This window comes from Planococcus halocryophilus, from assembly GCF_022489025.1.
In the GTDB taxonomy this organism is placed as follows: domain Bacteria; phylum Bacillota; class Bacilli; order Bacillales_A; family Planococcaceae; genus Planococcus; species Planococcus halocryophilus_A.
The window spans coordinates 22,571-49,389 of sequence record NZ_JAKVTG010000003.1; the positions used below are offsets into that span (position 1 = coordinate 22,571).

A 26,819-nucleotide genomic window follows, 5' to 3' on the forward strand; every position below is an offset into this window, starting at 1 on the left:
TTTCCCATAATGGGAGAGCGGTTTTTTAAATGGTTCACAAGCTATTAAGTTGAACTATAGAACTAATATTTCAAATCGCTTCGGCCGCTTTGGGCATAGCTCTCGCAAGAAGCCAGGCAAAGAACGCCAGTCTTCTTGCTTCGCTTATCCCTTGGCCGCGCCTGCGCTAGAAATTTACTAAATCAGGTGTGCCTATATTTATACGTTGTTTCTATAAAAGATAGTTGAAAAAAATGGAGAACCTAGTTTAACTTAAATAGAAATTATTTCAGTCGATCTTCCCGCTGAAAAGGAGCATGTTTTCCCATTTTTCGTATATGTTCCAAAAACAGTTCAGCAATATTTTCTACATGCGTTTCATAAAACGAACGGGCACCCACAGGATCTTCGATTTCATTAAATACGTGCCGTCCGTCTTCAAGTAGCAAAAAGTCTATTCCAACATAATCGCTGTTTATCGCACGGGAAATGCGCAATACATCCTTTTCTTGAGCAGCTGTTAACACGTATTTTTCGATAGATGCACCGAGTGAATAATTGGCTTTAAACGAGTCATTAGAAATTCGTTTCACAGCACCCACAATTTCCGTGCCGATTACGAATACACGGATATCTGCTTGATGAGCTACAACTGGTTGGAAGAGAAGGGAAGAATTCGTGTTTGGTATATCTTCAGCTGATTGGAGTAGCCATACTTCATCACCGCCATGTCCGTCCATAGTTTTTACCACGCACGGATATTCGGGTGCTTGTCGGTAACTTGGTATAGTAGGAACACCGAGCAACATAAACAACTCAAAACTTTTCCATTTGTCGTTAGCAATGCGATTTACTTCTGCGCGATTTACTAAGTGAATGCCTTGATCTTCTAAAAAACGAGCGGCTTTTGGTCGCCGTGCGCGAAAGACAACAAGTTCACCGGCTAGATTATCCGCCAGTCGTGTCAGCCCTTCATCGCTCCAGTCGTCCCATTCGATCAAATCAAAATCTCCAAATCGCTGTAATTCGGCTATAAATCCTCGATTCCGTTTTGCATCTTGTGTTTCATAAAGAAGTTTCATGACAAGTCCTCCAATATATATGCAATCATGGCATCTGCGACATTGATTCCAGTGACATTCAAAATATTGCGGATGTGTGCAGCGGCATTAACTTCACAAACGAGAGGTTGTTCACCTTCACCGTATAACAAATCAACGCCTGCAAAAGTGGCGCCAACGGCTTGAGCTGCAGCTAGTGCGACTTCTTGTTGTGCAGGAGTTAGCACGATCGGTGATGCCACACCGCCATTGGTAATATTGGCGCGAAAATCTGTTGTTGAATGGCGATGCATGGCAGCTACAATTCGTCCACCAACAATATTAACGCGTATGTCGCGACCACGGCTCGAATGGATAAATTCTTGAAAGACAAAATCAATTCCTCTAAGGCTCTCGACTTTTTCGTAAAATTGTTCTTCAGTTTCAATCAAATACACTTTCATACCGAAAGAACCGTGTCCTTCTTTTATAATCATCGGTAGTTTTAAGCGCTCAATCACTTTTTCAAAATAACCCGAATGGATGATTGAAAAATTCGGATAAACTTTTGGAGCTACAATGGTCCTTGGCATTGGTAAGTCGTGAGCGGCCAACTGTACATATTGTGTAGCTTTATTGTCACATAAATCAATAACAGCCGGATCATTATAAACGGGAACTCCGCGACTTTTTAAAAAATAACCTAGTAATATATCCTTATCCAATAATATTGCAAAATCAGGTATACTTAAATTGACTGATAAATCCATAATAGTTTCATAATTTTTCATAATTTTTACAGAAACGCCTGCGCGTTGTGCTGCTTCCGCAACTAAACTCGCTTGGTCTGCAAATTTATCGGAAACTAAGCTTCCGTTGTAGATCACCCAACAACTCGTCATATCGATTCCACCTTCGTGCTATAATCATACTCAAAAAGTGTATCATGTTTATTGAAGAAATGAGGCTACTAATGATAATTGGACTTGAACATTATAAAGAAAAATGGAATATCCAAACAGATACTGCCATTCACCCAGGTTTAGAAGCCATTACTGCAGCTCTTGAAGAACTTGGGAATCCACATAAAGTTGGAAAGTTTGTTCACTTAGCGGGAACAAACGGAAAAGGATCAACTGCTACGTTTTTATCTAGCATATTGCAGGCTCACGGATATTCTGTCGGTAATTTTTATTCACCATGCATTGAAGACCTCCATGATCAAATTCAGTTAAACGGTAAACCCATTAGCCCGCAGGAACTTGAATCCATTATGCAACAGCTAAGTCATGTGAAAACACCGTTAACGGATTTTGAATTGTTAACACTAGCGGCATTACTAGTTTTTAGAAAACACGCACCCGACTTTGCGATTATAGAAGCTGGTATGGGGGGAGCTTTAGATAGTACGAATGTGATTATCCCAAAAATTGCGATAATCCCATCCATTTCAATTGATCACACTAATTTCTTAGGAAATTCAATTGAAGAAATCACTTGGCATAAAGCAGGGATTATAAAAAAATGGCAGCCTGTTGTAATTGGAGAACTGCCTGTAAAATCACTAGACATTATTCGAGAAACTGCGAATAGACTTCACGTTGATATAATTAGGCCAAAAGACCTTAATAACCTCAAGTTAAAATTAAAAGGGCCCCATCAATTAGGAAATGCTAGTTTAGCTATGGAAGCTGCTAAAGAGCTGCTCGGGAAAAGCTTTAGTGAAGACAAAGCCTTAAATGCTTTGTCAACTGCTAATCTTGCCTATCGTTTTGAGGAAGTATTTCCGGGAGTTATTTTTGACGGAGCACATAATCAGGCGAGTGCAGAAGCTTTAGTTAAGACGGTGAAGGAAGCGTATCCAGGCAGTTCTATCCATATAGTTATGGGAATTCTTAAAGACAAAGACTATATAAAAGTGCTTCGTGAATTGGAAAAAATAAGCGATTGTTTTACATTTTTAGAGTTTGATAACGAGCGGGCATTACCAGCTGAAAAATTATTATTAGAATGCAATAATAAAAGGAAGACAATTCTAAAATATAATGATATATTACCTGTATACGAAAAAGGTACAGTGACTTTAGTCACTGGATCTTTATATTTATTATCCCTTCTAAGAAACGCTAAGTATTCATTTTTTCGTCATTATCAAGAATGAAAAAAATGAATAGATGTAATATGTAATAAAGAGAGGAAAGATGTTATGGAGGGGAATACAAAACGAAAAATAATTCTTTGGAGTATATGGATTTTGGTTATTCCGGCAAGTTTACTACTTGTCTATAACTTCTTTCCTCCTGTAGTAAACGATCCTTGGAATTTAGTAGGTTATATTATATTTTTTGTGTTGATGAGTTTAATGCCAATGAACATCAATGGTGCTTCAACATTTTTAGTGCAATGGGTAACAGTTGCACTGTTCCTAAAATATGGAGTTTTTATCGAGATTGTGGTATCTCAATTAGCAATGTTAATCGTACTCTACCGTAATCGGACACAGGAAGATCAATCATTACGAATCCCATTTAATTCACTTATGTTTTTTGGTGTATCATTAATCGCGGGATTAACCTATGTGGCAATTGGTGGGGAGATCAATTCACTTAACCTTATGCATGTCATTGTCTTTGGGTTAATATTTCAAGTGGTATCAGTTCTCGTTAATCAAGTGATTTTTTACTTGTACGATTACACAGTAGGCAGCCCAGGTAAGTTTTTCTCAGTAGATGCGATTTGGGATTTTGTGTTGATGATTGTAATTTTCCCTTACGCGATCGCTTTGTATATGTTTGAATCCTATATTGGTGTTGTTGCTTTGCTGTTGTTGGGTGTTCCGTTCTTAACAATGACGGTTGTTATGAAGATGTACAACAACTCTGAACAAATTAACATGGATTTGAAAAAAGCAGGAGTTATTGGTCATCAGCTTGCAGATCGACTAGAAACAAACGAAATACTCGATTTGTTTATTGTAGAAGTGTCTAAATTGTTTAAAGTTGAATATGCTTATGTTATTGATTATCGAGATGGCTTGCAACAATTTATGCGTATTTATGAAAACGATCAATTAGAGCCAAGAAGTATCCCGTCTATCTCATACGAACAGGGAACGGCTGGGCGAGTAATAATGACAGGTGATTCTTTTATCTATAACGAAAAAAGCGATTGGACCGACTTTGCAACTGGAAACTTTCCAGCGGATACGGAAAGCATTATGGCTACTCCAATCGCGCGAAACAATAAAACTGAAGGCGTGCTCGTACTAGCCTCAAAAAAGAAATACGCATTTGCAAAACACCAGTTGAAGATTTTAGATATCCTCAGTACGTATTTTGCCGTTTCACTTGAAAAAGCCGGATATATGCAACGTGTGATTGCCAAAAGCGAGCGTTGTGGATTAACTCGCTTGTATAATTACCGCTATTTAGATGAGAGTTTAGAAAATCACATTCAAGAAATGAAAGACGGTAAACTAGAGCAATTATCACTGATTATGATGGACATCGATCATTTTAAAAGCATTAATGACCGATACGGACATCAAAGTGGTAACGACATTTTAGTTCAGTTAGCTGACATACTTCGAGAAGAAATAGCTGCAGAGGGCATGGTAGCACGTTACGGCGGCGAAGAATTTGTTGTGCTTCTTCGAAACTATAGTAAAGAACTGGCAATGTTGCTAGCTGAAAAGCTACGCAAGCGTATCGAAAATCATGAATTCCTTATCGAAACTGATTTAGCCAATGAACGCCAGCAGCAAATTATTCACATCACGATGAGCATAGGTGTGTCATCTGCGCCTGAAGATAGTGATGAAGGAATGTCGTTAATCCGTAACGCCGATCGAGCACTATACATTGGTGCCAAACAAGCAGGACGAAATAAAGTTGCAGCTTATTCGAAATAACAAATTTAATGAGAATTGTTCAAATAAAAAATGGTTAACACTTAATTAAAAGTGTTAACCATTTTTGTTTACTCAGTCATCGTCGTCGTCATCGTCGTCATCATCATCATCTTTCTTCTCTTTTTTCTCCTTCTCTTTCTCAGCTTTTTCTTTTGCTTTCTCAGCTTCTTTCTCAGCTTTTTCTTTCTCTTTTTCAGCTTCTTCTTCCGCTTTCTCAGCTTCTTTTTCAGCTTCTTCTTTTGCTTTTTCAGCTTCCGGTCCACTAATGATAGGTGTACTCTCAGGAACAGTATTCACAATACGTTCTTGCTCAATTGGAGGTTCAACTGCATAGATAACCGGTTCCTGTTGTTTTAAATCAGAATAGGTTTGAATAATTTCTGCATCGTAAGTTACTTGTAATCGAGAATTGCTATTTGCTTGTGCGGTTACACCTTCAAAATAATCGTTTCTACCGGAAATTTTATAGGATCCACTAAATGAAGTTTCTTGAGCCCGTCCTCGGATTGCGTTCAAGGTAATTTTCCTTGCTGATATTCCACCATCAATATTTATATTAGAACCGACTCCATACATCTCAAAATCTTGTTCCGAATAGAAAAACCCTTTAATGTAACTAGCGATGGGCTCGTTAACTGAGTTGTTCGAGATTTTGATATTACCTTTTGATAATACAATTAAAGACCCTTGTTTACCTGAATTTAATACTTTACCATTTATACGTGAATGTTGAATAGATACTTCTCCATTTACATAAATAAGCGCATTACTTTGAAGATCAGCTCCTTTAATAGTAAGATTTCCATTAATATACATTGGACCATCGAGAACTACATCAGAGTATTGTTCGTGTTTATAAGATGTACTATTATTACCAATTGAGAGATCACCATTAACGAACAATCCATTTTTGAATGTAATATCTGTATCAATTAATTTTAAGTTTCCTTTTGTAGCAACTTGCTGGAAGGTATTTACTCCATTAAACGTATAAGTTCCCGTGTCACCAACAATTTTTTGTGTATTAGACCAACTTTGACATTGTCCCCACCAGTTTGTGCTTTGACAAAGCTTCCCAGTAAAATCGTGGTTTATAAAAATTTTAGAGTTGGGGAGGTTCTTTCCTGTAAGTGTATATTCAGAGCCTGCGTTTAGAGTGGTAACACCACTAGAAGAACCGCTATATTCAAAATTTGTTTTTTGCTGAGAAATAGCGATGGGGCTTTGGACAGGTTGTCTCGATACGAGAACAGGAGCAGCCCCTGATCGGAACAAATCTGAAATATTTGTTTTTAACTTATAAGGTGAAGTGTTGAAATCAGACTTTATAACATGATTCGCATAGCTACCGTTTGGTGTATCAAATGTATAAGCATTTTTACCTAAGAACAATCTTGATGTTTTAGCTCCTTCGATTGGTTTAGCTGATGGAGCTAAACTAGGGATCCATTGATCCCCACCTAAATATGCATAACCGTTCGAACTCGTAACAATATTGCCATCTACTTTTATATCTCCTGTAATCTCAGATCCCCCATGCATGATGAGATTTCCTTCGCCTGGAGAAAGGCCGTCTTTTGTATCAATATTGGTTCCGATTGCATATCGTAAAGCTTCAGGAGCTGTAGCAGCACCAATTTCGATTTTACTAATTAACTCTCTATTAGAGTCACCAGACTCTCCAATGCTTTTGAAGGTCACTAATTTTCTTAATGGATTTGTTATATTATCTGGGCTGATCGTATCAGTATAAGATAGAATACAAGCTTTGTGTGTTCCAGTTGAACCTGTAACTGGAAGGCTAGAATCTCCTTCACAAAGATACTTGTTTAAAATCAGTTCCAACCGAGTAATAAATAATGTTCTTGGTTGACCATTTTCACCTAAAAACGAATTTAGTTCAGTATTGACTTGAGTCGTGACCAAATCAATTCCTTTTTGAGTTAAATCGGACGACCGGGTAATATCTTGTCTCACTTCATTTCTTGTAGCACCATTACTTGTCAGTGTCATTAAACCTGTACCGAGAACCGCTAAAATAACGATAATTCCAAGAGTTAAAAGCAGCGCATAGCCTTTTTGATTTTTTAAATAGGTCATTAGAATTCCCTCCGTTTCATATAAGAAAATTTATTTAGTTTGCGAATCATCAGTCATCGATTACTACAATCACGTTCGTGAATTCTTTCGAAAACAACTTATTGTTTTTTAGTGTTTCAAGTGTGAACTTGACTGTGTAGGCGACTCCGTCTGGTGAGCTTAGACGGGATTTTAACACTTCAGAAGAGCTACCCGTACACGAAGGTTCAACCAGTTGAATATCTTTATCGTAAAATTGAACAACTTGATCTTTAACGATGGCTTCTTTATCTTTAAAACCTGTTTTATAAGTGGGGGTGTCTTCTTTTGTCACTTCGACATAGGACTGAACTTTCCCGTTCGTACAAGATTCGATTAAGTTAAGTTCAGATTCTTTTGTTATAAACAAATCAGAAACAAAACTAGCCATGATCAAATCGGCTTCATCTCTCAATTCTGTTTCGACTTTAATGCGCTGATAATTTGAATAGCCTTGATTCAAAACTGTATAAGAAAGTGCTGAGACGATACTCAAGATTAGTATAGTGGCTAATAGTTCAACTAAAGTAACACCTTGTTGATTGAAGTATTTACTCTTCATATGAAACATATCCTTCCACAGAACTCTTAATTTTACTATCGGCTGAACTGACCTGTACGGTCGTATCCAGTAATTTTAGTCCTTGTTCAGTTGAATCTTGCTTCATAATAATGGTTACTGCGTATGTTTTTTCGTTGATAGGATCGGGAGTTACTGTAACCGTTTTACATTTTTTCGATGTGTCTGGTGAAGGGCAACTAGTCAAAGTAGGTGGAAGTGTTCCAATAAACTCTGAAGGGTTAATTTTGATCCGTTCTAAATAAGCATCAGCTAAGTTAATAATGATGAGTTTTTCGCTGTTTCGAATGGCTAAACGATCGGTATTTGCAAAGACAGCCATGAAGCTCATTAATACGATTGAAAGTATTGCCATTGCCGCCAATACTTCAAGTAAGGTAAAACCTTTTTCATTATTCATAAGACACCTCGTTACCTTTTTCTATTAATTCTAAAGTAAGTACAAAGTAATGCTAAAAGTGGTTTTATTTTAGATATATTGTTATATATACCATTTTCTTTTCAACATTACTAGTTGAAATGAGAAAATAAATAAAAAGATTATAGGAAAAAAGTAACTGTAAATAATTTTTATATTTACTATTATTTATACCATTTATCTTGTATTATAGCTATAACAGTTAGGTTAGTTTTACTGTTTTCATTACTATAATTTACATTTTTGAGGGAAAAGCTTCGAAATCCAATCTTACTATTTAAAGGAGGAATAAAAATGATACGTATTTTATTGTTTTTGATCATTGTGGCAATTGTCTTACCTATATTTTATTTTCGGGTAAAAACCAACACAGGAAAAAAGCAAATGTTATTTATAAGTGGAGGAGCTATAGCAGCAGCGGTAGGCATTTTCATGCAGGCATCTTTTTCAGGGTATTTATCGTTATTAGGTGTTGTCGCAATTTCGCTTGTTTTAACGTTAGGTTATATGAAGTTTTTTGAAAACCAACAATTAAAAACACAACATCAGCAAATAGTAAAAAAAGAAAGCAAAACAAACCAACAAGCTGATCGAATAGAATCGGTACGTCAGCCGGTACACGAGCCCGTAGCTTCTAAAACGTTCGGTATGCAAAAAGTTGCTAAAATTGAGGAGGAACAGAAAGTTGAACAATAAAGTTTTCGGAACAACATTTATCACAATCATTTTATCAGCATTATTATTTTTTGGAGTAGCGAATGCTGGGGTATTAATCATTGATAAATGGATTTTTCCAAACGAGCAATTTGGAGATCACACATATATAGGAACAACCAATGTCTCGAACATGGAAGTAGCTAGTGCGATGGCACAATTTGAGGGAACGTCAAAAGCTTGGAAAGAAACTTCTGAGCTTTTAGTAACTTATCAAGATGCGACAGCAAATTATCCCTTAGACCAAGCAGAAATTCTTCTTGACGAAACAGCCGAACAAGCAGAATCAGGAGTTCAAAACAACTTTGTATTTGATCTAGATTCGAATGTTACTGCAAAGTTTTTAACTAATAATTTTCCAGTAGTAACATTTTCCGAAGCTGAAATTGAAAAAATTACAGCTAATTTAGAGCTGGCGCTCGAATCAGGTCTTGAGAAAACGCATGTTGTTATTAGCGATGATGCGTTATCTGTAGACCGAGCAATTATATCGAAAGTAATTTTCCCTACAAAGTCTAGCAGTGAAGGATTTAGGGCAGTAGTAGAAGCAATCGATGAAATTCAAATTGCACCTGAGGAAACTTTTTCATTTCTAGACTTTGTTAATGAATTAGGCCTAGTTGGTGTAAGTGATGCAGAACTTACTGATATTGCCTCAACACTTTATGCTGCAGTTCTCAAAACAAACTTTTCTATAAATGAGCGCAGCATTGGAACTGCAATGCCAGAAAAAGACTATTTAGGCCAAGAAGCAACGATCAACCAATCTCTTGGAATTGATTTAGTATTTACCAATCCGAATGCAAGCTCGGTTACGTTAAACACAGAAGTTTCGGGAACGAGTTTAACAGCTGCGATCAGTGGATTTCCTTTAGTTTATGATTATGTGATTAATACGGGGGCAATAGAAAAAGTTGAATATCGCCTTATCAAACAATTTAGTGCTTTTGTTTCATCAGGGGTTGCGATTGATGAAGTGGGTAGCGACGGAGCCAGAGTTGAAGTGGTTCGAACAATTGTTTCAGAAAATGAAGACATAAAAGTCGAAACAGTATCTAAGGATTTTTATCCACCGACCAATCGTATAGAAATATATCCGCTGCAAAAAGAAGTTGATAACAGTAGCACAGAAGAGAGTTCAAATGAATCGACAGAAGGAACTTCAGAAGAAAATTCAGAAGACGCCTCATCAGAGAATGCTTCATCAAATGATGCGACAGGTGGTTCTGATTCAACTGATGATCAAACCGATTCATCAGATAAAAGTGATTCTTCAAATACTGATACGAATGGAAATGCTACAAATCAAAATGGCGATAAAGCCAATACTGAAACCGATAAGGATTCGGGGACTGACAAGCCTGTATACGATAAGGGTGGAAATTTAGTTAATCCTTAATACGGATATGAGGAGGAAGTAGCTTGGCGAAAATTCGCAAACGACTGGGAGATATTCTAGTTGAACATGGTTTATTAACATTTGAAGATTTGAGCGAAGCATTAGAAGCTAAAAAACCGGAACAAAAAATTGGAGATGCACTTCTTCAACGTGGGCTCATAACAGAACGACAGCTTATTGAGACCTTAGAAAAGCAATTAGGCATACCGCATGTTTCGTTGTTCCGGTATCCGTTTGATAAAAACCTATTTAATATAGTGCCAAAGGAAATAGCGAAAAGAAATGAGCTAGTACCTCTTAAAATAGAGGGAGATAAACTATTCGTTGCGATGACCAATCCAATGGACTACATCACAATTGATGATCTTCGCTTGATGACGGGGTTTCAAATTCAACCAATCATTGCTTCAGTAGAAGATGTCAAAAAAACAATTGCCAAATATTACGAAGAAGAAACGTATGATGACTTAATTATTGATTTGCCTGAAAGTGCACAGCAGCAAAAAGATGATATGGCAGATTTAGATGCACCTATTGTGCGGCTAGTAAATCAGATTTTGTCAAATGCAGTATCGTTAAAAGCTAGTGATGTGCATATGGATCCTCAAGAAAATCGGGTGCTTATTCGTTACCGAATTGACGGATCGCTTCGAACTGAGCGGGTGTTACCAAAGGTCATGCAAGGAATGATCACGGCACGTATTAAAATTTTAGCGAATTTAGATATTACAGAAAGTCGCATCCCACAAGATGGGCGGATTAAAACAACTGTTGACATGCGTCCTATTGACTTACGGGTTTCCTCATTGCCTACTGTATATGGTGAAAAAATTGTTATGCGAATTTTAGATTTAAGCGCAAACTTAACCGATATTTCAAAGCTTGGTTTTAGTGAATTAAATATGGAACGCTTTATGCGTGAAATCGATAAACCGAATGGCATTATCTTAATATCAGGACCAACAGGTTCAGGTAAATCGTCTACACTTTACGCAGCATTAAACAAACTGAATAGTGAAGAAGTCAATATCATCACCGTAGAAGACCCGGTCGAGTATCAACTAGAAGGAATCAACCAAATTCAAGTAAATACAAATGTAGGGTTGACTTTCGCGGCAGGTTTACGTTCAATCCTCCGTCAAGACCCTGATATTGTCATGGTTGGAGAAATACGAGACAAAGAAACGGCGGATATTTCTATTCGAGCCTCCCTAACAGGACATTTAGTGTTGAGTACCATTCATACGAATGATTCGATTGCTTCAATTACACGTTTGATGGATATGGGTATCGAACCATTTTTAGTAACAGCATCTCTTAATGCGGTAGTTGCCCAACGTTTAATCCGACGGGTTTGCCGAGATTGTCGAGAAGTGCACCAAGCCACCGAACGTGAAAAACATATTTTTGAAAAACGTGGTTTAACAATAGAAACAATTGCTAGAGGTAAAGGTTGCTCACAATGCAATATGACGGGGTACCGTGGACGAATGGCGATTCATGAAGTACTTGTCGTAGACGAAGAAATTAAAGACGTGATTAATCGTAGCGGTACAGCTGGAGAAATAAGAGAAATTGCTCTGAAAAACAAAACGGTATTCTTGATCGACGATGGCCTATCAAAAGTGAAGGAGGGCATGACAACCACAGAAGAAGTTCTGCGCGTTGCCATGATGGACTAAGCCTATGCCAACAACTTATATCGACCAAATTTTGACAGCCGGAAGTAAATTAAATGTCTCAGATGTTCACTTGACTGCAGGTATTCCACCTATTTTTCGCATAAACGGAGAATTGCAGCAATACGGAGACCAAATCGTCACACCCGAACAATCACAAGAAATTAGTAAAGCGCTAATCCCTGAAAAAGTATGGGAAACGTTTACGACCAAAGGGGAAATGGATTACTCTTATTCTCTTCCTGGTGTAGCACGCTTTCGTGTCAACTCTTTTCAACAACGCGGCTCTGTATCCCATGCGTTCCGCGCAATTTCAGCGGGTGTTCCAACTGTTGAACAATTAAAAATGCCGCTTATTTTAAAAGATTTGGCTGAAACACATCAAGGATTAATCCTAGTAACAGGTCCCACGGGTTCTGGTAAATCCACAACACTAGCAGCAATGATTCGCCACATCAATGAGACAATGGCAAAACATATCATTACATTAGAAGATCCAATTGAATATTTGTACAAGCACGGAACTTCAATTATTAACCAGCGAGAAGTTGGCTTTGATACAAACTCTTTTTCAAACGGTTTAAGAGCTGCCTTACGCCAAGATCCGGATGTTATTTTAGTAGGGGAAATGCGCGATTTGGAAACCATTATGACCGCAATTACAGCTGCTGAAACGGGACATCTCGTAATGGCTACACTGCATACTTCGAGTGCTGCATCAACAATTGAGCGGATTATTGATGTGTTTCCTTCAGGTCAGCAAGCGCAAATTCGGACGCAACTCGGCGGTATATTAAAGGCGGTTGTTTCACAACGTTTACTGCCCACCGCAGATGGTAAAGGTCGAGCGGCGGCAACTGAAATTATGATTAACAATACGGCAATTGCTAACTTAATACGCACGGAAAAGGTTCATCAAATTCCGAACGTTATTTTAACCAATCGCGCTTCCGGTATGCATATGATGTCTACTTCTGTACAGGAACTATTAATAAGTGGGAAAATTTCGCGTCAAGTAGCACAACCTTACTTAAAGGCGGAGGGATAATATGGCACGTTTTAAATACGAAGGACGCGATACACAAAAAATTAGGAGCGGAATTATTACCGCTAGTAATCGTAGAGATGCCATTGTTAAGCTTCGTGAAGATGGGATTAAAACAATTGAAATTCGTCAAATCGAAACGTCAGCATTGCAAAAAGACATCACCATTGGAAATCCTGTAAAACGAGATCAATTTATTATGTTTCTTCGTCAATTTTCTACTTTGATGCGAGCGGGAGTAACGATAGTAGATACGATTCGGATTTTATCGCAACAAGTAGAATCGAAAGCATTGGGGAAAACGCTAGCTGAAATAGAAGACGAACTCCGAAAAGGGAATACTTTATCCGACTCTTTAGCGAAGCACCCTAAAATTTTTGAACCGTTAACGATTAATTTAATCAAAGCAGGAGAAATGTCTGGGAACATCGATGAGTCATTAGACCGGCTTGCAACACATTACGATAAAGCGTATCAAACAAGACAAAAAGTGGTTTCGGCTATGTCTTATCCTGCAGTAGTAGGTGTTATTGCAATAGGTGTTGTTATCTTCTTACTAGCAACAATCGTGCCGATGTTTGTCGAAATGTTTTCGAGCTTTGGAGGAGAGTTGCCACTCCTAACACAATTCGTTATGCAAGCGAGTAACTTTATAATCGCTTATTGGTACGTAATTGTAATAGGAATTTTGGCAATTATAATTTTCTTTATATTAATGAAACGGAACGAAAAAGGTCGAATGTTATTAGACACTGCATTGTTACGCATGCCGATATTTGGGAAAATATTTAAAAAATCCGCGTTGGCACGGCTCACTCGCACGTTGAGTTCTTTATTCTCTAGTTCGGTACCAATTTTACAATCGTTAACTATGGTTGAAAAAGTAGTTGGCAACGAGGTCATGTCTAAAGTGATACTTGCTTCACGCGATTCTCTAGAAAAAGGAGGCTCGTTAACGGAACCCATGCGCAATCATTGGGCGTTTCCACCATTAATCCCACATATGATTTCGATTGGGGAACAAACCGGATCCTTGGATCACATGCTATTAAAAGTAGCAGAGTTTTACGAAAGCGAAGTAGATGCAGAAACCGATCGTTTAAAAGCGCTTATTGAACCATTGATGATTGTTGTACTGGCCGCATTGGTCGGGACTATAGTCTTATCTATTATGATGCCGATGTTTGAGATGTTTAACAATGTGGATAATTTGTAATGTAACAATTGCAATTCTTTTTAAATTAAAAAGATAAAAAACAAGAAAACACTATTGCTATAATTGGTACTATTGTTATAATTAACTCATACTCAAAGTAGTATAAAAAAGTAAAATAATAGGGGGAATACAAATGAAGAAATTTCTTCAGAACAAATTAAATAATGAAAAAGGGATGACGTTAATCGAACTTTTAGCAGTTATTGTTATTATTGCGATTATTGCAGCGATTGCGATTCCGGCGATTGGGAATATTATTGAGAATAGTAGGGTAGGAGCAATTAAATCGGATGCGCTAAATGTAATTGCAGCTTCTAATTTATATTATGCTGATAATCCTGATGTAACAACTAGTGTATTAATTAAAGATTTAGCATCTGCTTCAGGCGGATATCTAAAAGATGCAGCATCTTTTACAACTGATACAACTGCTGCAGTAACTCCTAAGGGTCTAATTACTGGGAAAGGTACAATAGCAAAAGTTGAAATTGATTTCAGTGGAGCAGATAAAATCGCGATTAATTCTGTGTCAAATAATACGAAAACTGCGGGGACAAATAGTGGAAAAGGTACTGGAACAGTAACGGTAACTAGAAAGTAAAAAAATTTTCAATACTATTTGAGTTTAGGAGCTGAAAAAATGGCCTTATCGTTTTTATCGAAAAAAGCACGCGTAGTGACAATTACAATAGAAGAAGACGCCATTCGTTATGTGGAATTGAAATCATTTAATCCGCTGCAAATTAGTTTGGCGGAAGAAGTAATTTTACCAGATGGCGTTATCAAAGATGGAGAAATTGTCGACGCAGAAGCGCTTGGATCGATACTCGATGAGGCTGTCAATCAGTGGGGTCTCACCAAAAAGTCAGTCCGCTTCCTCGCCCCTGACGAATTTGTTATTGTCCGCAAAGTAGCATACCCTCATAATGTAAAAGTTGATGAACTGAAAGGTCATTTCTTTATCGAAATTGGCTCGACGCTTTATCTGCCTTTTGAAGATCCAGTATTCGATGTTGTGCCTTACAATAACAATACGGAAGTATTAATTATTGCTTCAAAAGAATCGGTTGTTCATTCTTATGAACGCTTGTTCGAAAATGCGAAAATGACTGCCGCTGTGGCAGATATTACGCCGCTAGCACTTTACCGACTAGCTTATTTGCAACACGATATCTCTGAAGATGAGCACATCATGATGATTGATCTACAGTCGAAAAAGATGACGGTTTCTATTTTTCATGAACATTACCCATTGTTTATGCGACCAGTAGAATTAGTCCAAGGAGAAGATGATTTTATCGATCCGGATGCGTTTGTCGATGAAATTGAAACCGAAGTTGAAAAGCTAAGTAATTTCTACCGGTACAGCATGAATGCAGGAGAAGCAACTATTAGCAAAGTGGTTTGTAACGGCTTAGGCGATTGGCCAGAACTTAGGACGCGGCTTGAAAATCGACTAACAGCGCCAGTGTATCCAATTGTACTAAAATCATTTTTTACAGATTCAAACGACACTATCCCAGAGCGTTTTAACCGTGCCATCGGTTTAGCATTGAAAGAGGTGTAAGCATGCTAGTAGATATTAACTTATTGCCGCAAAAAGAACATGAGCGTCCTGTGTTACTTTTTGCAATCCTTGGAATCTTACTTGTCACAATACTTATATGGGCAACCTTTTTCTTAATGGCACAGTCTCAAAAAAGTGAAAAAATTGAAGCAGATGCTGAGTATATACAAGTTATGACGGAAAGCAGTGTGATTCAAGCCGAATTAGAAGCAGCTGTAGGATTGACTGACGAACAACAACTAAAAACCACAGTTGATTGGGCTGAAAGTTATCAATTCGATACAATTCCGCTACTGTCTGATTTGTCTGCAAGGCTTCCTGAACGTGGGTTTTTAGAATCTTTTTCATACACTAAACCCAATCTAGCTACTATCACAGTGCAGTTTGATGCAGCGCGCCAAGCAGCTTATTATTTAGCACAGCTAAAAGCATCTGACTTAATTCAGTCGGTTCAGTTGGATTCGACCGAATTTAAAGAGTTAGAAATTATTGGAGATACTGGTTTTGTTGAGAAACCAGAAACACCAGTCGAAGTTCCGCGCTACGTTGCCACATACAATATCGCATATGTAGATGTGAGGTTACCCGCTGAAGAAGAATTAGATGCTGATGGCAATATAATAGAAGAAGTTGAGACAGAAGAAATACCCAATGAAGAAACAGTAGAAGTTGATGTTACTGTCGAAGAAACTGAAGCTACTCCTTCAGAGTCAGAGGGGGACGCTCAATGAATAATTTAACAAGACGTCAAAAATATATGGCAATGGTTATTCTTGCGGCAGCTGTCTTAATTGGTAGTATTGTATTTTCTTATTTTACCTTGTACGCACCAGCCAGAGATGCTCGATTGCAAGCTGAACAAACTTTAACTTCTCAAAAAGAAGTACTGATGAGTTTGCAAGCTCAGCAAAAGTCAGCTCCGCCTGCTGAAAAAATTAGCATTAAAGACTTGCAACACAAAGTCACGGTTAAACCATTAACGGATGCCATTCTTTTACAAGTAGAAGAAGCTGAGTTGTTGTCGCAATCACTGGTTACCTCTGTTAATTTTACAGAAGCTCCACTGACTTTACTTCAACCTATAGAAGGGCTTGAAAACGTTCAGGAAGTAGTAACATCAGTCGAATTTAATGCGCAAAACTATGAAGGTATCACAACTTTTATAGAAGAAATTGAGAAAATGGAGCGCATTATGGTTGTTGAAGCTATTGACTTTACGTCGATACCGGAAGTTATAAAAGAGGAAGCCTCAGAAACCCAAGAGCCATTAACCGTTTCATTATCATTTGCATCTTATTATCGTCCCGATTTAGTTGGGTTAGAAAATTCGTTGTTGAAAATTGATTCACCTGCTCCTGCAAAGAAAGCTAACCCTTTTCCTAAAAACGGAAATTCGGACTTACTCCCAAATAAAACAGAAGTTGAAGATGTGGTAGTCGAAACTCAAGTTTCACCTGATTCAAGCGACCCAGATGTTAGTGTCGAAGTCGAGGTTGAAGGGTCTGAGAATTCAGAAGCCCTAGTAGAACAAACAGATCGATAATGAGTAAAAGAGAAATCATTGCGATTTCTCTTTTTTTGATAGAATAGAAGTAATCGATCACAATAAATTAAAGCAAAGAGGGTTTCTATGGTACTGACTTATTCCATTTTCTTTTCACTGTTTGGTCTTGTATTCGGATCATTTTTTAACGTAGTCGGACTGCGTGTGCCGAAAAAAGAATCGATTGCGTATCCGCCATCACATTGTACAAATTGCGATCGCCGTTTAACGGCATTAGATTTGGTGCCAGTGTTTTCTTATCTATTTTTAAAAGGAAAATGCCGTACATGTAGTTCGAGCATTCATTGGGTTTATCCGTTAATGGAAGCAATCACTGGCGTTTTATTTGTTGCATCGTATTTAATGTTTGGCTTTACGCCAGAATTGATTGTGGCGATTTTGTTTGTTTCGCTGCTGGTTATTATTACGGTGTCTGATATTGCGTATATGCTTATTCCTGATAAAGTATTGTTGCCGTTTGCGGTCGTGTTACTTGTTTTGCGTTTTGTAATTCCGCTGGATCCGTGGTGGAATAGTTTGCTTGGTGCGGTTGTCGGATTTTCATTGCTGTTTTTAATTGCGATTGTTTCTAAAGGCGGTATGGGTGGTGGCGACATTAAGTTGTTTTTTGTCATTGGCTTAGTACTTGGTTTAGGTGGAACGTTGATGACTTTATTTTTCGCTTCGGTTATCGGCTCAATTGTAGGTATTGTTCAATTGCAGGTTACAAAAAAAGGACGCAAATCGCCAATTCCATTCGGTCCGTCCATTGCGGCTGCGGCAATTATTGTTTATTTTTGGGGAGACGGAATTCTCACATGGTATATGAATTTTCTAGGATGAGACTTAATTAGGAATGTAGACTACTCAATCTGTTTGAGTTGTCTACATTTTTTTTCGTTGATGTCAAACCGTTCCGGGCGCTTTGGGGATGGCTCTCGTCAAAAGCCAGGGAGACCACCTGTCTTTTAGCTTCGCCTACCCAGTAAACGCGCCTTCGCTAGTATACAGCTCTACATTAGCGAGTAAATAAAATAGGATGTTTTTCGACTAATGTTTTTACACTAGAAATTTAAGAATCATAAAGTAGAAAGCCAGTGGTGAGAATTTTCGAATATCTTTGTTTATTTTATTCTATAGTCGTATCTGCACTTTGAGCATAACTCGCGGACAGAACAGCCCTTTTGCGAAATATTATAAATCAGAATTATCAACACCTACATGAAGCGCTTTAAGACTTAGAGAATAACCAAATCTCATTTTTCAACAATCAAATCAAAGCAAAACTCATTTTTCATCATTTGTTTTCGAGTTTACAGAAATGGTATGATTCTCGAAAAAAGGAGAGATTTTCTCATGAAATTTAAATCCCATTTCCCAATCATACTCGCTTCACAATCGCCGCGCAGACAAGAATTGCTTGGCATGCTAGGTGTTGATTTTACCATTGTCCCAAGCACGAAAGATGAACCGGATCCGCAGCAATTTCAAACAGCGCTTGGTTATGTGTTAGCTTGTGCTTCACAAAAAGCACAAGAAGTGGCAGCTGGAAAAAGAGATAGCGTTGTCATTGGTTCAGATACAATTGTTGTATTAGATGAAGAGATTTTATTAAAGCCAAAAAGTAAGGAACAAGCTAAAAGCTATTTGCAAAAACTATCAGGTCAAACTCATCACGTTATTACTGCAGTAACGGTTGTTCATGGCGATAGCGAGTTATCGTTTCATGAAACAGTTCAAGTGACATTTTTTGAATTACCTGAGGCATGGGTTGATGCGTATATCAATACAGAAGATCCGTATGATAAAGCGGGTGCTTATGGCATTCAAACGGTATCTGGATTGTTCGTAAAAGAAATTAATGGCGATTACAACGCAGTTGTTGGTTTACCGGTTGCAGCTTTAACACAAAAGCTAAGCGCTGCAGGATTTATTTCGTTAGAAGGGAGCGGTGTTCGATGCTAAACGAAACGCCGTTAATGATTCGTGATGTGCACATTACAGACCGCCCCCGTGAACGGTTAATGAACCAAGGGGCGTCAGCGTTATCCAATCAAGAGTTAATCGCGATTTTACTGCGCACTGGCAGTCGGCAAGAATCGGTGCTACATTTGGCAAATCGTGTGCTTACGCATTTTGAACATATTCAAGAATTGAAAAACGCTACGATCGAAGAAATGGTGGCGATCAATGGCATCGGACAAGCAAAAGCGGTGCAACTGCTCGCAGCGGTCGAACTTGGCCGGCGCTTGTCTTCAAAACAAACCGATACGAAATTTACCATTCGTTCGCCAAAAGACGCCGCTTCTTATTTAATGGCGGATATGACCTCGCTCAAGCAAGAACATTTTGTTGTCTTGTTCCTCAATATTAAAAATCAAGTTATGCACAGACAAACGATTTTTGTTGGCAGCTTGAATGCTTCTATCGTTCATCCTCGAGAAATTTTCCGCGAAGCGGTCCGTCGTTCTACAGCTTCAATTGTTTGTGCGCACAATCATCCGTCTGGTAATCCAGCTCCTTCTCCAGAAGATATTGAAGTCACCAAACGACTAGTTGAAGCAGGCAGTATCATTGGAATCGAATTACTCGATCACGTTATAATTGGAGACCACCAATTCATTTCGTTGAAAGAAAAGGGGTTCATGTAGCACTGTTTATTTTTTTTCTTTTCGTCTATAATGATTGGTATTGTGTCCTCGCAAATGTAGAGGTGCAGCTGTTTAAAAGAAGGGACGAAAAACTTTGTTTGGATTTGGTTCAAAAGATGTTGGAATAGACTTAGGCACGGCAAATACATTGGTGTATATTAAAGGCAAGGGTATAGTTCTTCGCGAACCTTCTGTTGTCATTAAAAATAAAACGACTGGCGAAATTGTAGCAGTCGGTAGCAAAGCTAAAAATATGATGGGACGTACAGCAAGTTCGATTATTGCCGTGCGTCCAATGCGTGACGGTGTGATTGCTGATTATGATACGACGTTAACGATGATCAAGTATAATCTTGCTGAAGCGTTTCGAGCAGTCGGTAGTAAATGGAAAACAGGGACGGTCATGATTTGTGTTCCTTTTGGCATTACGTCAGTAGAACAACGTGCAGTATTAAATGCTGCTCGTGCAGCTGGAGCACGTGAAGCTTATACAATTGAAGAGCCTTTTGCTGCGGCGATTGGAGCAGATTTGCCGGTATGGGAACCTGTTGGCAGTATGGTCGTCGATATTGGGGGCGGAACTACAGAAGTCGCTGTTATTTCACTAGGCGGAATCGTTTCGAGCGAATCGATTCGTGTTGCTGGAGATGCGTTGGATACAGAAATTATCCAGTATATCCGCAAAACCTACAAAGTGTTAATTGGCGAAAGAACGGCTGAAGCACTCAAAATTGGCATCGGTTCTGCGGCTATTATGGAAGCCTCTGAAAAAGATGTATCGATGGAAATTCGTGGGCGTGATTTAGTAACAGGATTTCCAAAAACCTTACAAATCACGGCTGGTGAAATCGCAGAAGCGTTGAGCGAACCAGTAGCTGATATGTTAGCCGGGATTAAAGCAGCACTTGAGAAAACGCAGCCTGAATTGAGTGCAGATATTATCGAAAACGGGATGGTGTTGACCGGTGGAGGAGCATTACTTAAAAACCTCGATCGTGTGATTTCAAGGGAAACATCGATGCCGGTATCTATCGCTGAAAATCCACTAGACTGTGTGGCACTTGGCACAGGCAAGGCGCTTGAGAATAGGGATAAATTCCGACGCCAGTTATCAATTAAATAAGGAGGATGGCAATATGCCACAACTTTTAACAAACAAGCGGCTTATTTTGCTGCTGTTGGGTGTCATCCTGCTCGTTGCACTAATTTCTTTTTCGCTCCGTGATCGCGACAATGTGTCGCTTCCGGAACAAATTATAAAAGATGCTGTTGGAGCCGGGCAGTCGGTATTTTCACGACCTGCTCATTTTGTAACTGGAATTTTTGATAATGTGGATTCGTTACTGAATACATTTGAAGAAAACCAGCATCTGAAAACGCGCTTAGAAGAATTTGCGGGTGTGCAGGCTGAAGTAAAGGACTTGCGTTCTGAAAATGAAGAACTGAAAAAAATTGTTGGAAAAGAAGAAGATTTACGCGACTTTAACCCGATACAAGCAACTGTTATTGCGCGGAACCCCGATCAATGGGAAGAAAAGTTGATCCTAAACCGTGGTGCGAACCAAGGAGTTAAACCAAATATGGCGGTAATGACTGCGAGTGGCTTAATCGGCAAAGTGACGCTAACAACGCCGACTACTTCGACGGTTGAATTGATTTCAACGCTTAACCCGAACTACCGCGTTTCAGCGATGGTTGTTGGTGGGGCGAAAGATGTTTATGGACTTATTGAAGGCTACGATGCAGAGCGACACGAATTATTATTAAAGCGCATTGATGCGAATATTGAATTGAAAAAAGGCGATCAAGTGATATCAAGTGGGCTCGGCGGGATTTTTCCAAAAGGTGTTTTAATTGGAACAATTACTGAAGTGACAATTGATGAGTTTGGTTTAACGAAGCTTGCTTACGTGAAACCAGCAGCCGACTTTTCTCTTTTAAACCACGTGATTATTGCAGACCGATTGATGCCGGAAGTGGACGGTGAAGACAATGGCGTGACAGGAGACGATGAATCATGATTCGTTTCCTCATCCCGTTGATCTGCCTCGTCCTGTTTTTCATGGAACCGGTTTTTGGTCTTTTCTCACCATTAAATATTGGTGGCGAATTGAATTATATCGTCCCGCGTTTTCTAATAATGTTTTTGATATTTTTAACGCTTTATTATGATTTAAAACATGCTATGTTTTATGGATTATTTTTCGGGCTCTTGTATGATGTCTTTTACATTGATATTATTGGATTATATTCTTTTCTATACCCGGCCACTTGTCTGGCTGCAGCAGCTGCATTCAAAAGAATCCCTCGGAATTTGTTGACAGCGACCCTGCTGACGCTCGTTTTATTGGCATTGTTCGAGTTTTTGCTTTACCAATTCTTCCTGCTTATTTCATTTACGGGAATGCCGCTTGGCACATTTATCACGACAAGGTTATGGCCAACGATGATCGCCAATTCTATTTTCTTGGTAATGCTTGGCTGGATTTTCAAGTCGGTAATGGTCACGCAATTATCAGAGCGTGATAATAAGATAGGGTTATATTAATGAAAGCGCAGGTGACATTTTTTTGAAGAATCTCGTTAATATTAAAGGGAAAAATAAAGGACTTGTGCTGTATCTCGATGATCAATGTGCATATTCTGAGTTGTTGACCGAGTTAAAAGCGAAAGTATCGGATCCTGCGCTAGACAGTGATACCGAAGTGACGGTGCATTTAAACAAACGTTATTGCACGGATAGCCAAATTCAAGAACTTAGCGAAGTGGTTGCGACAAACCCTCATTTGAAGGTCGTCGGAACAACGAGCGATATTTTAACAGTTGAAGAATGCGAACAAAAGATCATTGAAAGCCAGTCGGAAACGTATGTCGGCATCGTAAGGTCTGGACAAGTGATCAAAGCTGAAGGTGACTTGGTCGTTATTGGCGATGTTAACCCGAACGGCCGCGTCGAAGCAGGCGGCAGTGTTTATGTGTTAGGTCGTTTAAAAGGTGCAGCGCATGCTGGAACAAAAGGCAATCGCGATGCAGTCATTGCGGCATCTTGGCTAGAAGCAACACAATTAAAAATTCACGACGAATTAGAAACAATGACAGACGAATTGTCTAGTTTATCAGAGCAACCGGAAATGGAATGTGCATATTTACATAAAAATGGCACGATCATCATTGACCGTTTACAGGAATTGCGGTTTATCCGTCCGCAAATTTCAACGTTTAAAGGAGGAAGCTAGTGTGGGACAAGCTATCGTAATTACATCAGGTAAGGGAGGCGTCGGTAAAACGACAACAACCGCCAACCTCGGCACTGCATTGGCCCTTCAAGGCAAAAAAGTATGTTTAATCGATACTGACATTGGATTGCGTAACCTTGACGTTATTTTAGGACTTGAAAATCGCATCATTTATGATTTGATTGACGTACTAGAAGGTCGTTGCAAAGTTCACCAAGCGCTTGTAAAAGACAAACGTTTTGATGATATGCTTTATTTATTGCCAGCAGCGCAAACTGCTGACAAAAATGATGTCAATCCAGAACAGATGAAAGAGCTTGTGACAGAACTGAAAAAAGACTATGATTTCGTCATTATTGATTGCCCAGCCGGCATCGAGCAGGGCTATAAAAATGCTGTAGCTGGAGCGGATCACGCGATTGTCGTAACAACTCCTGAAATTTCAGCAGTTCGTGACGCTGACCGCATTATCGGTTTGTTGGAACTTGAAGAAAATATCGATGCACCACGTTTAATCATTAACCGCATCCGCCCGCATTTGATGAAAGCAGGAGAAGCGCTTGATGTAAACGAAATCACGACGCATTTGTCGATCGATTTACTGGGCATCATCGCAGACGACGAGCGCGTCATTTCAAGCTCAAACAAAGGTGAACCGATTGTTATGGACCCGTCGAACACAGCTGCACTTGGCTACCGCAATATTGCGCGTCGCTTGCTAGGTGAATCGGTTCCATTGATGAGCATGGAAAAAGCGCCGCCAAGCTTGTTCACGAAAATTAAAGCAGTCTTTACGAAATAGAACATTTTGAGCCTTCGCTATAAGCGAGGGCTTTTTTTAAACTTTCGGGAGGTGTGAAATGAACGATTTTTTACTTGTGCAAATGATTGCTGCAGAACGATTACAAACTATTCACGAATCAAAGCATACAGTTTTATCCGAGTTGAAGAATTCTTTAGCGGGGGTTAGCGGTGAACAGCGTACGGCCGCTTTGTTGAATAGAGAGTTGGATTTAACGGGAGATAGTGTTTTATTGAGAGATGTCAATATTCCTTATAAAGACGGCACTGTGCAAATTGATTTGCTATTAGTTCACTCGGAGTGTATTTGCGTATTAGAAGTAAAGAATATGATTGGTGATTTTTATTTTGATACGGTCAATTATCAGTTTCACCGAGTCGTTGATGGGCGAAGAGAAGGCATGCGCAATCCGGAAGCGCAAGTGCATCGCGCGATAAAAGCAGTTAATGGATTTTTAGGTGTTCCGGTTCATGGTGTAATTGTTTTAACGAGTCGATCTGGAAAAGTAATCGAAGCACCTAAACTTTATCCGGTCGTCTCACTCGACTACTTGCCGTTTCATTTGGAGAAGTTGGCTAATAGATCCGAGCTTTTTGATGTAGCAAAGCTAACGAGTAAGTTAGAGAAATTACCTCCGCAGAATTTTAGTAAGTCATGGCTCATGCGGCACCAGATTGGATTTGATTCCTTAAGACTCGGTGTCACCTGTCCAACATGTCGCACTTGTTCGCTTATCTGGCAAGGCCGTAAATGGCATTGTGCAGCATGCGGTTTCTGTTCCCGAAATGCTCATGAAGTGACGCTTCAAGAATATGCCTTGTTGTATGGCAGGGAACTCGACACGCGACTTGCATACCAGTTACTTGGAGTTGAAAACAAATATGTGTTGTATCGGTTGCTTGAAAAGTCAGCGCCGAAAAGCCAGAAGCGTGGAAAGAGGCAAATTGTTGAAAATCGCGAACTGTTGCGCGACTATTTTAGCCGCGTTTATCGGTGACCGCACCTTAAATGGACAAAAGCGCACCTCAATCGTCCAAGACCGCACCTCGCGACCGCAAAAGCGCACCTCAAACAACAAAGACCGCACCTCGCACCGAGATAACCGCACCTCACACAAATCAAAACCTCACACCACACAATCAATTTCCCGAAACATAACATTCCCTATTGACTCGACTAGTTCCAACATGGTATTATTCTAATGTTATGTTTGTAGCGTATCGTTGCTACAACCGCTCGAATCAGGTTACTTTAAGAAGATGCTTCGGCAGATCACCTGAATAGGCGAGTCTTAATCTAGAGGAGGTGCAAGGATATGTACGCGATTATTGAAACTGGTGGAAAACAAATCAAAGTTGAAGCAGGCCAAGAAATCTATGTTGAGAAATTGACTGGAGAAGCTGGTGATGTTATCACTTTTGACAAAGTTCTATTTGTAGGTGGAGATGATACTAAAGTGGGTGTTCCTTTTGTTGAGGGAGCTACTGTTACGGCTAAAGTTGTAAAAAGCGGCCGCGCTAAAAAGATCACTGTTTTCACTTATAAAGCGAAAAAGAACTACCATAGAAAAAAAGGTCACCGTCAGCCATACACGAAATTGACTGTCGATGCAATTAACCTGTAAGAATGATACTTGTAACTGTAAAAGAAGCATCAAATCGCATTTCGTCCTTTGAAATGTCAGGTCATGCGGATTACGCTGAACACGGGCAAGACCTCGTATGTGCTGGTGCATCTGCTGTCTCTTTTGGAGCGGTAAATGCCATCATGGAGCTGACGGGAATCGAACCAGACATTCAGCAAGCAAATAGCGGCTTTTTAAAAGTCAGTTTTCCGAATAACTTGGATGAGAAGACAGATGAGCAGGTTCAACTGCTAGTGCGCTCTATGATTGTTTCATTAAAAACGATTGAACAAGACTATGAAGAATATATTAAAATAACCTTCACAGCTTAGGAGGTGGGACAGAATGTTAAGATTAGATCTTCAGTTTTTTGCATCTAAAAAAGGTGTAGGTTCAACGAGAAACGGACGTGACTCAGAATCTAAACGCCTTGGCGCAAAACGTGCAGACGGCCAAGAAGTTACTGGTGGTTCAATTTTATACCGTCAACGCGGTACTAGAATTTATCCAGGTGAGAACGTTGGACGCGGCGGAGACGATACACTTTTTGCTAAAATCGACGGAGTTGTTCGTTTTGAACGTTACGGACGCGATAAGAAAAAAGTTAGCGTATATCCAGTTGCACAAGAAGCTTAATACAAAACGAAAAGGGCTGCTTTCGCAGTCCTTTTTCTTTTGATAATAATCGGCGCAATTCACGAAACGCGTTAGACGCATTATTTTAGGAATTTACTGCGAATTATTGGTATACTGGAATAAGAAGCTGAATCGGGACGTGACTTATGGAAAAACCAATGACAGTGGCACAATCGCTTCGGCATGCGCGCCATGATTTTTTAAATGACCTTCAATTAATCAAAATGAATTTGGATCTTGGCCGTCTCCAAGAGGCGCAAGCGCTTATTCGTTCGTATGCCGAAGCGTCTATGCATGCCAGCCGGCTAGCCGACATCGGGCTACCGCTGACAGAGGAGTGGCTGCTAACGGTCAATTGGCGCTTTCCTGGATTTAATTTTCATGTAGAGTGCCAGGCTGTTGCAGCACCCGCACATTTAGATGGCGAGTTCCGGCGTTTTTTAGAGGGTTTTGTAGAATTAGCGAAAAAGCAACTGAATCCTTATCAAGTGTTTGATTGTGAGATTTTATTGAAATCCGATGCAGCGTTTTTTGAAATAACTATCAAGTGTTCGGAGAGTTGGCCGGACTTGAACCTAGTGGAAACAGATGAATTCACAGTACGAAAAGAGTGTAGCGAAGACAGCACAATGATTGCTGTTCGTGCACAGATGGAGGGATAA

The 26,819-nt window shown here is 39.3% G+C and carries 29 protein-coding genes and 1 other annotated feature; of the genes, 24 read left to right on the plus strand and 5 right to left on the minus strand.

The window, feature by feature from the left end; translation table 11 throughout:
* Window positions 1-263: 263 nt before the first annotated feature.
* Window positions 264-1,061 (minus strand): ATP-grasp domain-containing protein, encoded by a 798-nt coding sequence (locus MLE13_RS04705; protein ID WP_240748295.1) that lies wholly within the window; start codon window positions 1,059-1,061, stop codon window positions 264-266.
* Window positions 1,058-1,921 (minus strand): ATP-grasp domain-containing protein, encoded by an 864-nt coding sequence (locus tag MLE13_RS04710; RefSeq protein ID WP_240748296.1) that lies wholly within the window; start codon window positions 1,919-1,921, stop codon window positions 1,058-1,060. Before MLE13_RS04710 ends, MLE13_RS04705 begins: the two co-directional genes overlap by 4 nt.
* 71 nt (window positions 1,922-1,992) lie before the next feature.
* Here MLE13_RS04710 and MLE13_RS04715 point away from each other — a divergent pair, with 71 nt between their 5' ends.
* Together MLE13_RS04715 and MLE13_RS04720 are read left to right on the plus strand one after the other, a co-directional pair.
* Complete coding sequence (locus MLE13_RS04715; protein ID WP_240748297.1) at window positions 1,993-3,180, plus strand: bifunctional folylpolyglutamate synthase/dihydrofolate synthase; 1,188 nt, start codon at window positions 1,993-1,995, stop codon at window positions 3,178-3,180.
* 45 nt (window positions 3,181-3,225) lie between these two features.
* Window positions 3,226-4,929 carry a sensor domain-containing diguanylate cyclase gene (locus MLE13_RS04720; protein ID WP_240748298.1) on the plus strand — a complete coding sequence of 568 codons (1,704 nt, stop codon included), beginning with the start codon at window positions 3,226-3,228 and terminating at the stop codon, window positions 4,927-4,929.
* Window positions 4,930-5,001: 72 nt separating this feature from the next.
* Here MLE13_RS04720 and MLE13_RS04725 read toward each other — a convergent pair whose 3' ends face one another.
* Genes MLE13_RS04725 through MLE13_RS04735 form a run of 3 tightly spaced genes read right to left on the minus strand, consistent with a single transcriptional unit; the run spans window position 5,002 to window position 8,027 of the window.
* A complete protein-coding gene (locus MLE13_RS04725; RefSeq protein ID WP_240748299.1) occupies window positions 5,002-7,029 on the minus strand; it encodes a hypothetical protein in 2,028 nt (675 codons plus the stop codon).
* 49 nt (window positions 7,030-7,078) lie between these two features.
* The gene (locus MLE13_RS04730; RefSeq protein WP_240748300.1) at window positions 7,079-7,609 is read right to left on the minus strand and encodes a PulJ/GspJ family protein; all 531 of its coding nucleotides are present in this window, start codon (window positions 7,607-7,609) and stop codon (window positions 7,079-7,081) included.
* Complete coding sequence (locus MLE13_RS04735) at window positions 7,599-8,027, minus strand: type IV pilus modification PilV family protein (protein ID WP_240748301.1); 429 nt, start codon at window positions 8,025-8,027, stop codon at window positions 7,599-7,601. The genes MLE13_RS04730 and MLE13_RS04735 overlap by 11 nt, the downstream gene beginning before the upstream one ends.
* 312 nt (window positions 8,028-8,339) lie before the next feature.
* On the opposite strand from MLE13_RS04735, the gene MLE13_RS04740 reads away from it, so the two are divergent.
* From MLE13_RS04740 to MLE13_RS04845, 22 genes are all read left to right on the plus strand, one after another.
* Entirely contained in the window at window positions 8,340-8,741 is a 402-nt protein-coding gene (locus tag MLE13_RS04740) for a hypothetical protein (protein WP_240748302.1), read from the plus strand.
* A complete protein-coding gene (locus tag MLE13_RS04745; RefSeq protein WP_240748303.1) occupies window positions 8,731-10,158 on the plus strand; it encodes a VanW family protein in 1,428 nt (475 codons plus the stop codon). The genes MLE13_RS04740 and MLE13_RS04745 overlap by 11 nt, the downstream gene beginning before the upstream one ends.
* 23 nt (window positions 10,159-10,181) lie before the next feature.
* Complete coding sequence (locus MLE13_RS04750; RefSeq protein WP_240748304.1) at window positions 10,182-11,840, plus strand: GspE/PulE family protein; 1,659 nt, start codon at window positions 10,182-10,184, stop codon at window positions 11,838-11,840.
* Window positions 11,841-11,844: 4 nt separating this feature from the next.
* On the plus strand, window positions 11,845-12,885 hold the full coding sequence (locus MLE13_RS04755; RefSeq protein ID WP_240748305.1) for a type IV pilus twitching motility protein PilT: 1,041 nt from the start codon (window positions 11,845-11,847) through the stop codon (window positions 12,883-12,885).
* Window position 12,886: 1 nt separating this feature from the next.
* A complete protein-coding gene (locus tag MLE13_RS04760; protein ID WP_240748306.1) occupies window positions 12,887-14,098 on the plus strand; it encodes a type II secretion system F family protein in 1,212 nt (403 codons plus the stop codon).
* A gap of 133 nt (window positions 14,099-14,231) precedes the next feature.
* Window positions 14,232-14,699, plus strand: a complete 468-nt coding sequence (locus MLE13_RS04765) for a prepilin-type N-terminal cleavage/methylation domain-containing protein (protein WP_240748307.1) — start codon at window positions 14,232-14,234, stop codon at window positions 14,697-14,699.
* A gap of 39 nt (window positions 14,700-14,738) precedes the next feature.
* Complete coding sequence (gene pilM, locus MLE13_RS04770; RefSeq protein ID WP_240748308.1) at window positions 14,739-15,665, plus strand: type IV pilus biogenesis protein PilM; 927 nt, start codon at window positions 14,739-14,741, stop codon at window positions 15,663-15,665.
* A 2-nt stretch (window positions 15,666-15,667) separates the two neighbouring features.
* The gene (locus MLE13_RS04775; protein ID WP_240748309.1) at window positions 15,668-16,396 is read left to right on the plus strand and encodes a PilN domain-containing protein; all 729 of its coding nucleotides are present in this window, start codon (window positions 15,668-15,670) and stop codon (window positions 16,394-16,396) included.
* Window positions 16,393-17,208 carry a pilus assembly protein PilO gene (locus tag MLE13_RS04780; RefSeq protein ID WP_240748310.1) on the plus strand — a complete coding sequence of 272 codons (816 nt, stop codon included), beginning with the start codon at window positions 16,393-16,395 and terminating at the stop codon, window positions 17,206-17,208. Before MLE13_RS04775 ends, MLE13_RS04780 begins: the two co-directional genes overlap by 4 nt.
* Before the next feature lie 87 nt (window positions 17,209-17,295).
* Window positions 17,296-18,051 (plus strand): prepilin peptidase, encoded by a 756-nt coding sequence (locus MLE13_RS04785; protein WP_240748311.1) that lies wholly within the window; start codon window positions 17,296-17,298, stop codon window positions 18,049-18,051.
* Between the two features lie 513 nt (window positions 18,052-18,564).
* A complete protein-coding gene (locus MLE13_RS04790; RefSeq protein WP_240748312.1) occupies window positions 18,565-19,173 on the plus strand; it encodes a Maf family protein in 609 nt (202 codons plus the stop codon).
* Window positions 19,167-19,859, plus strand: a complete 693-nt coding sequence (gene radC, locus MLE13_RS04795; RefSeq protein WP_276323837.1) for a RadC family protein — start codon at window positions 19,167-19,169, stop codon at window positions 19,857-19,859. The genes MLE13_RS04790 and radC overlap by 7 nt, the downstream gene beginning before the upstream one ends.
* Before the next feature lie 94 nt (window positions 19,860-19,953).
* Window positions 19,954-20,982, plus strand: coding sequence for a rod shape-determining protein (locus MLE13_RS04800; protein ID WP_240748313.1), 1,029 nt, complete (start codon window positions 19,954-19,956; stop codon window positions 20,980-20,982).
* Between the two features lie 13 nt (window positions 20,983-20,995).
* Complete coding sequence (gene mreC / locus MLE13_RS04805) at window positions 20,996-21,880, plus strand: rod shape-determining protein MreC (RefSeq protein WP_008498922.1); 885 nt, start codon at window positions 20,996-20,998, stop codon at window positions 21,878-21,880.
* The gene (gene mreD, locus MLE13_RS04810; RefSeq protein ID WP_240748314.1) at window positions 21,877-22,407 is read left to right on the plus strand and encodes a rod shape-determining protein MreD; all 531 of its coding nucleotides are present in this window, start codon (window positions 21,877-21,879) and stop codon (window positions 22,405-22,407) included. The genes mreC and mreD overlap by 4 nt, the downstream gene beginning before the upstream one ends.
* Window positions 22,408-22,423: 16 nt before the next feature.
* Complete coding sequence (gene minC, locus MLE13_RS04815) at window positions 22,424-23,095, plus strand: septum site-determining protein MinC (RefSeq protein WP_240748655.1); 672 nt, start codon at window positions 22,424-22,426, stop codon at window positions 23,093-23,095.
* 1 nt (window position 23,096) lies between these two features.
* The gene (gene minD / locus MLE13_RS04820; protein ID WP_240748315.1) at window positions 23,097-23,897 is read left to right on the plus strand and encodes a septum site-determining protein MinD; all 801 of its coding nucleotides are present in this window, start codon (window positions 23,097-23,099) and stop codon (window positions 23,895-23,897) included.
* 58 nt (window positions 23,898-23,955) lie between these two features.
* Window positions 23,956-24,894, plus strand: coding sequence for a nuclease-related domain-containing protein (locus MLE13_RS04825; protein WP_240748316.1), 939 nt, complete (start codon window positions 23,956-23,958; stop codon window positions 24,892-24,894).
* Window positions 24,895-25,117: 223 nt separating this feature from the next.
* Window positions 25,118-25,199: a sequence feature (ribosomal protein L21 leader region), on the plus strand.
* A 13-nt stretch (window positions 25,200-25,212) separates the two neighbouring features.
* Window positions 25,213-25,521 carry a 50S ribosomal protein L21 gene (gene rplU, locus MLE13_RS04830; RefSeq protein ID WP_008498928.1) on the plus strand — a complete coding sequence of 103 codons (309 nt, stop codon included), beginning with the start codon at window positions 25,213-25,215 and terminating at the stop codon, window positions 25,519-25,521.
* A 2-nt stretch (window positions 25,522-25,523) separates the two neighbouring features.
* Complete coding sequence (locus MLE13_RS04835; RefSeq protein WP_008498929.1) at window positions 25,524-25,853, plus strand: ribosomal-processing cysteine protease Prp; 330 nt, start codon at window positions 25,524-25,526, stop codon at window positions 25,851-25,853.
* Between the two features lie 13 nt (window positions 25,854-25,866).
* Complete coding sequence (gene rpmA / locus MLE13_RS04840; protein ID WP_240748317.1) at window positions 25,867-26,157, plus strand: 50S ribosomal protein L27; 291 nt, start codon at window positions 25,867-25,869, stop codon at window positions 26,155-26,157.
* A 146-nt stretch (window positions 26,158-26,303) separates the two neighbouring features.
* Window positions 26,304-26,819: a Spo0B domain-containing protein gene (locus MLE13_RS04845; RefSeq protein WP_240748318.1), complete on the plus strand. Its 516-nt coding sequence runs from the start codon at window positions 26,304-26,306 to the stop codon at window positions 26,817-26,819.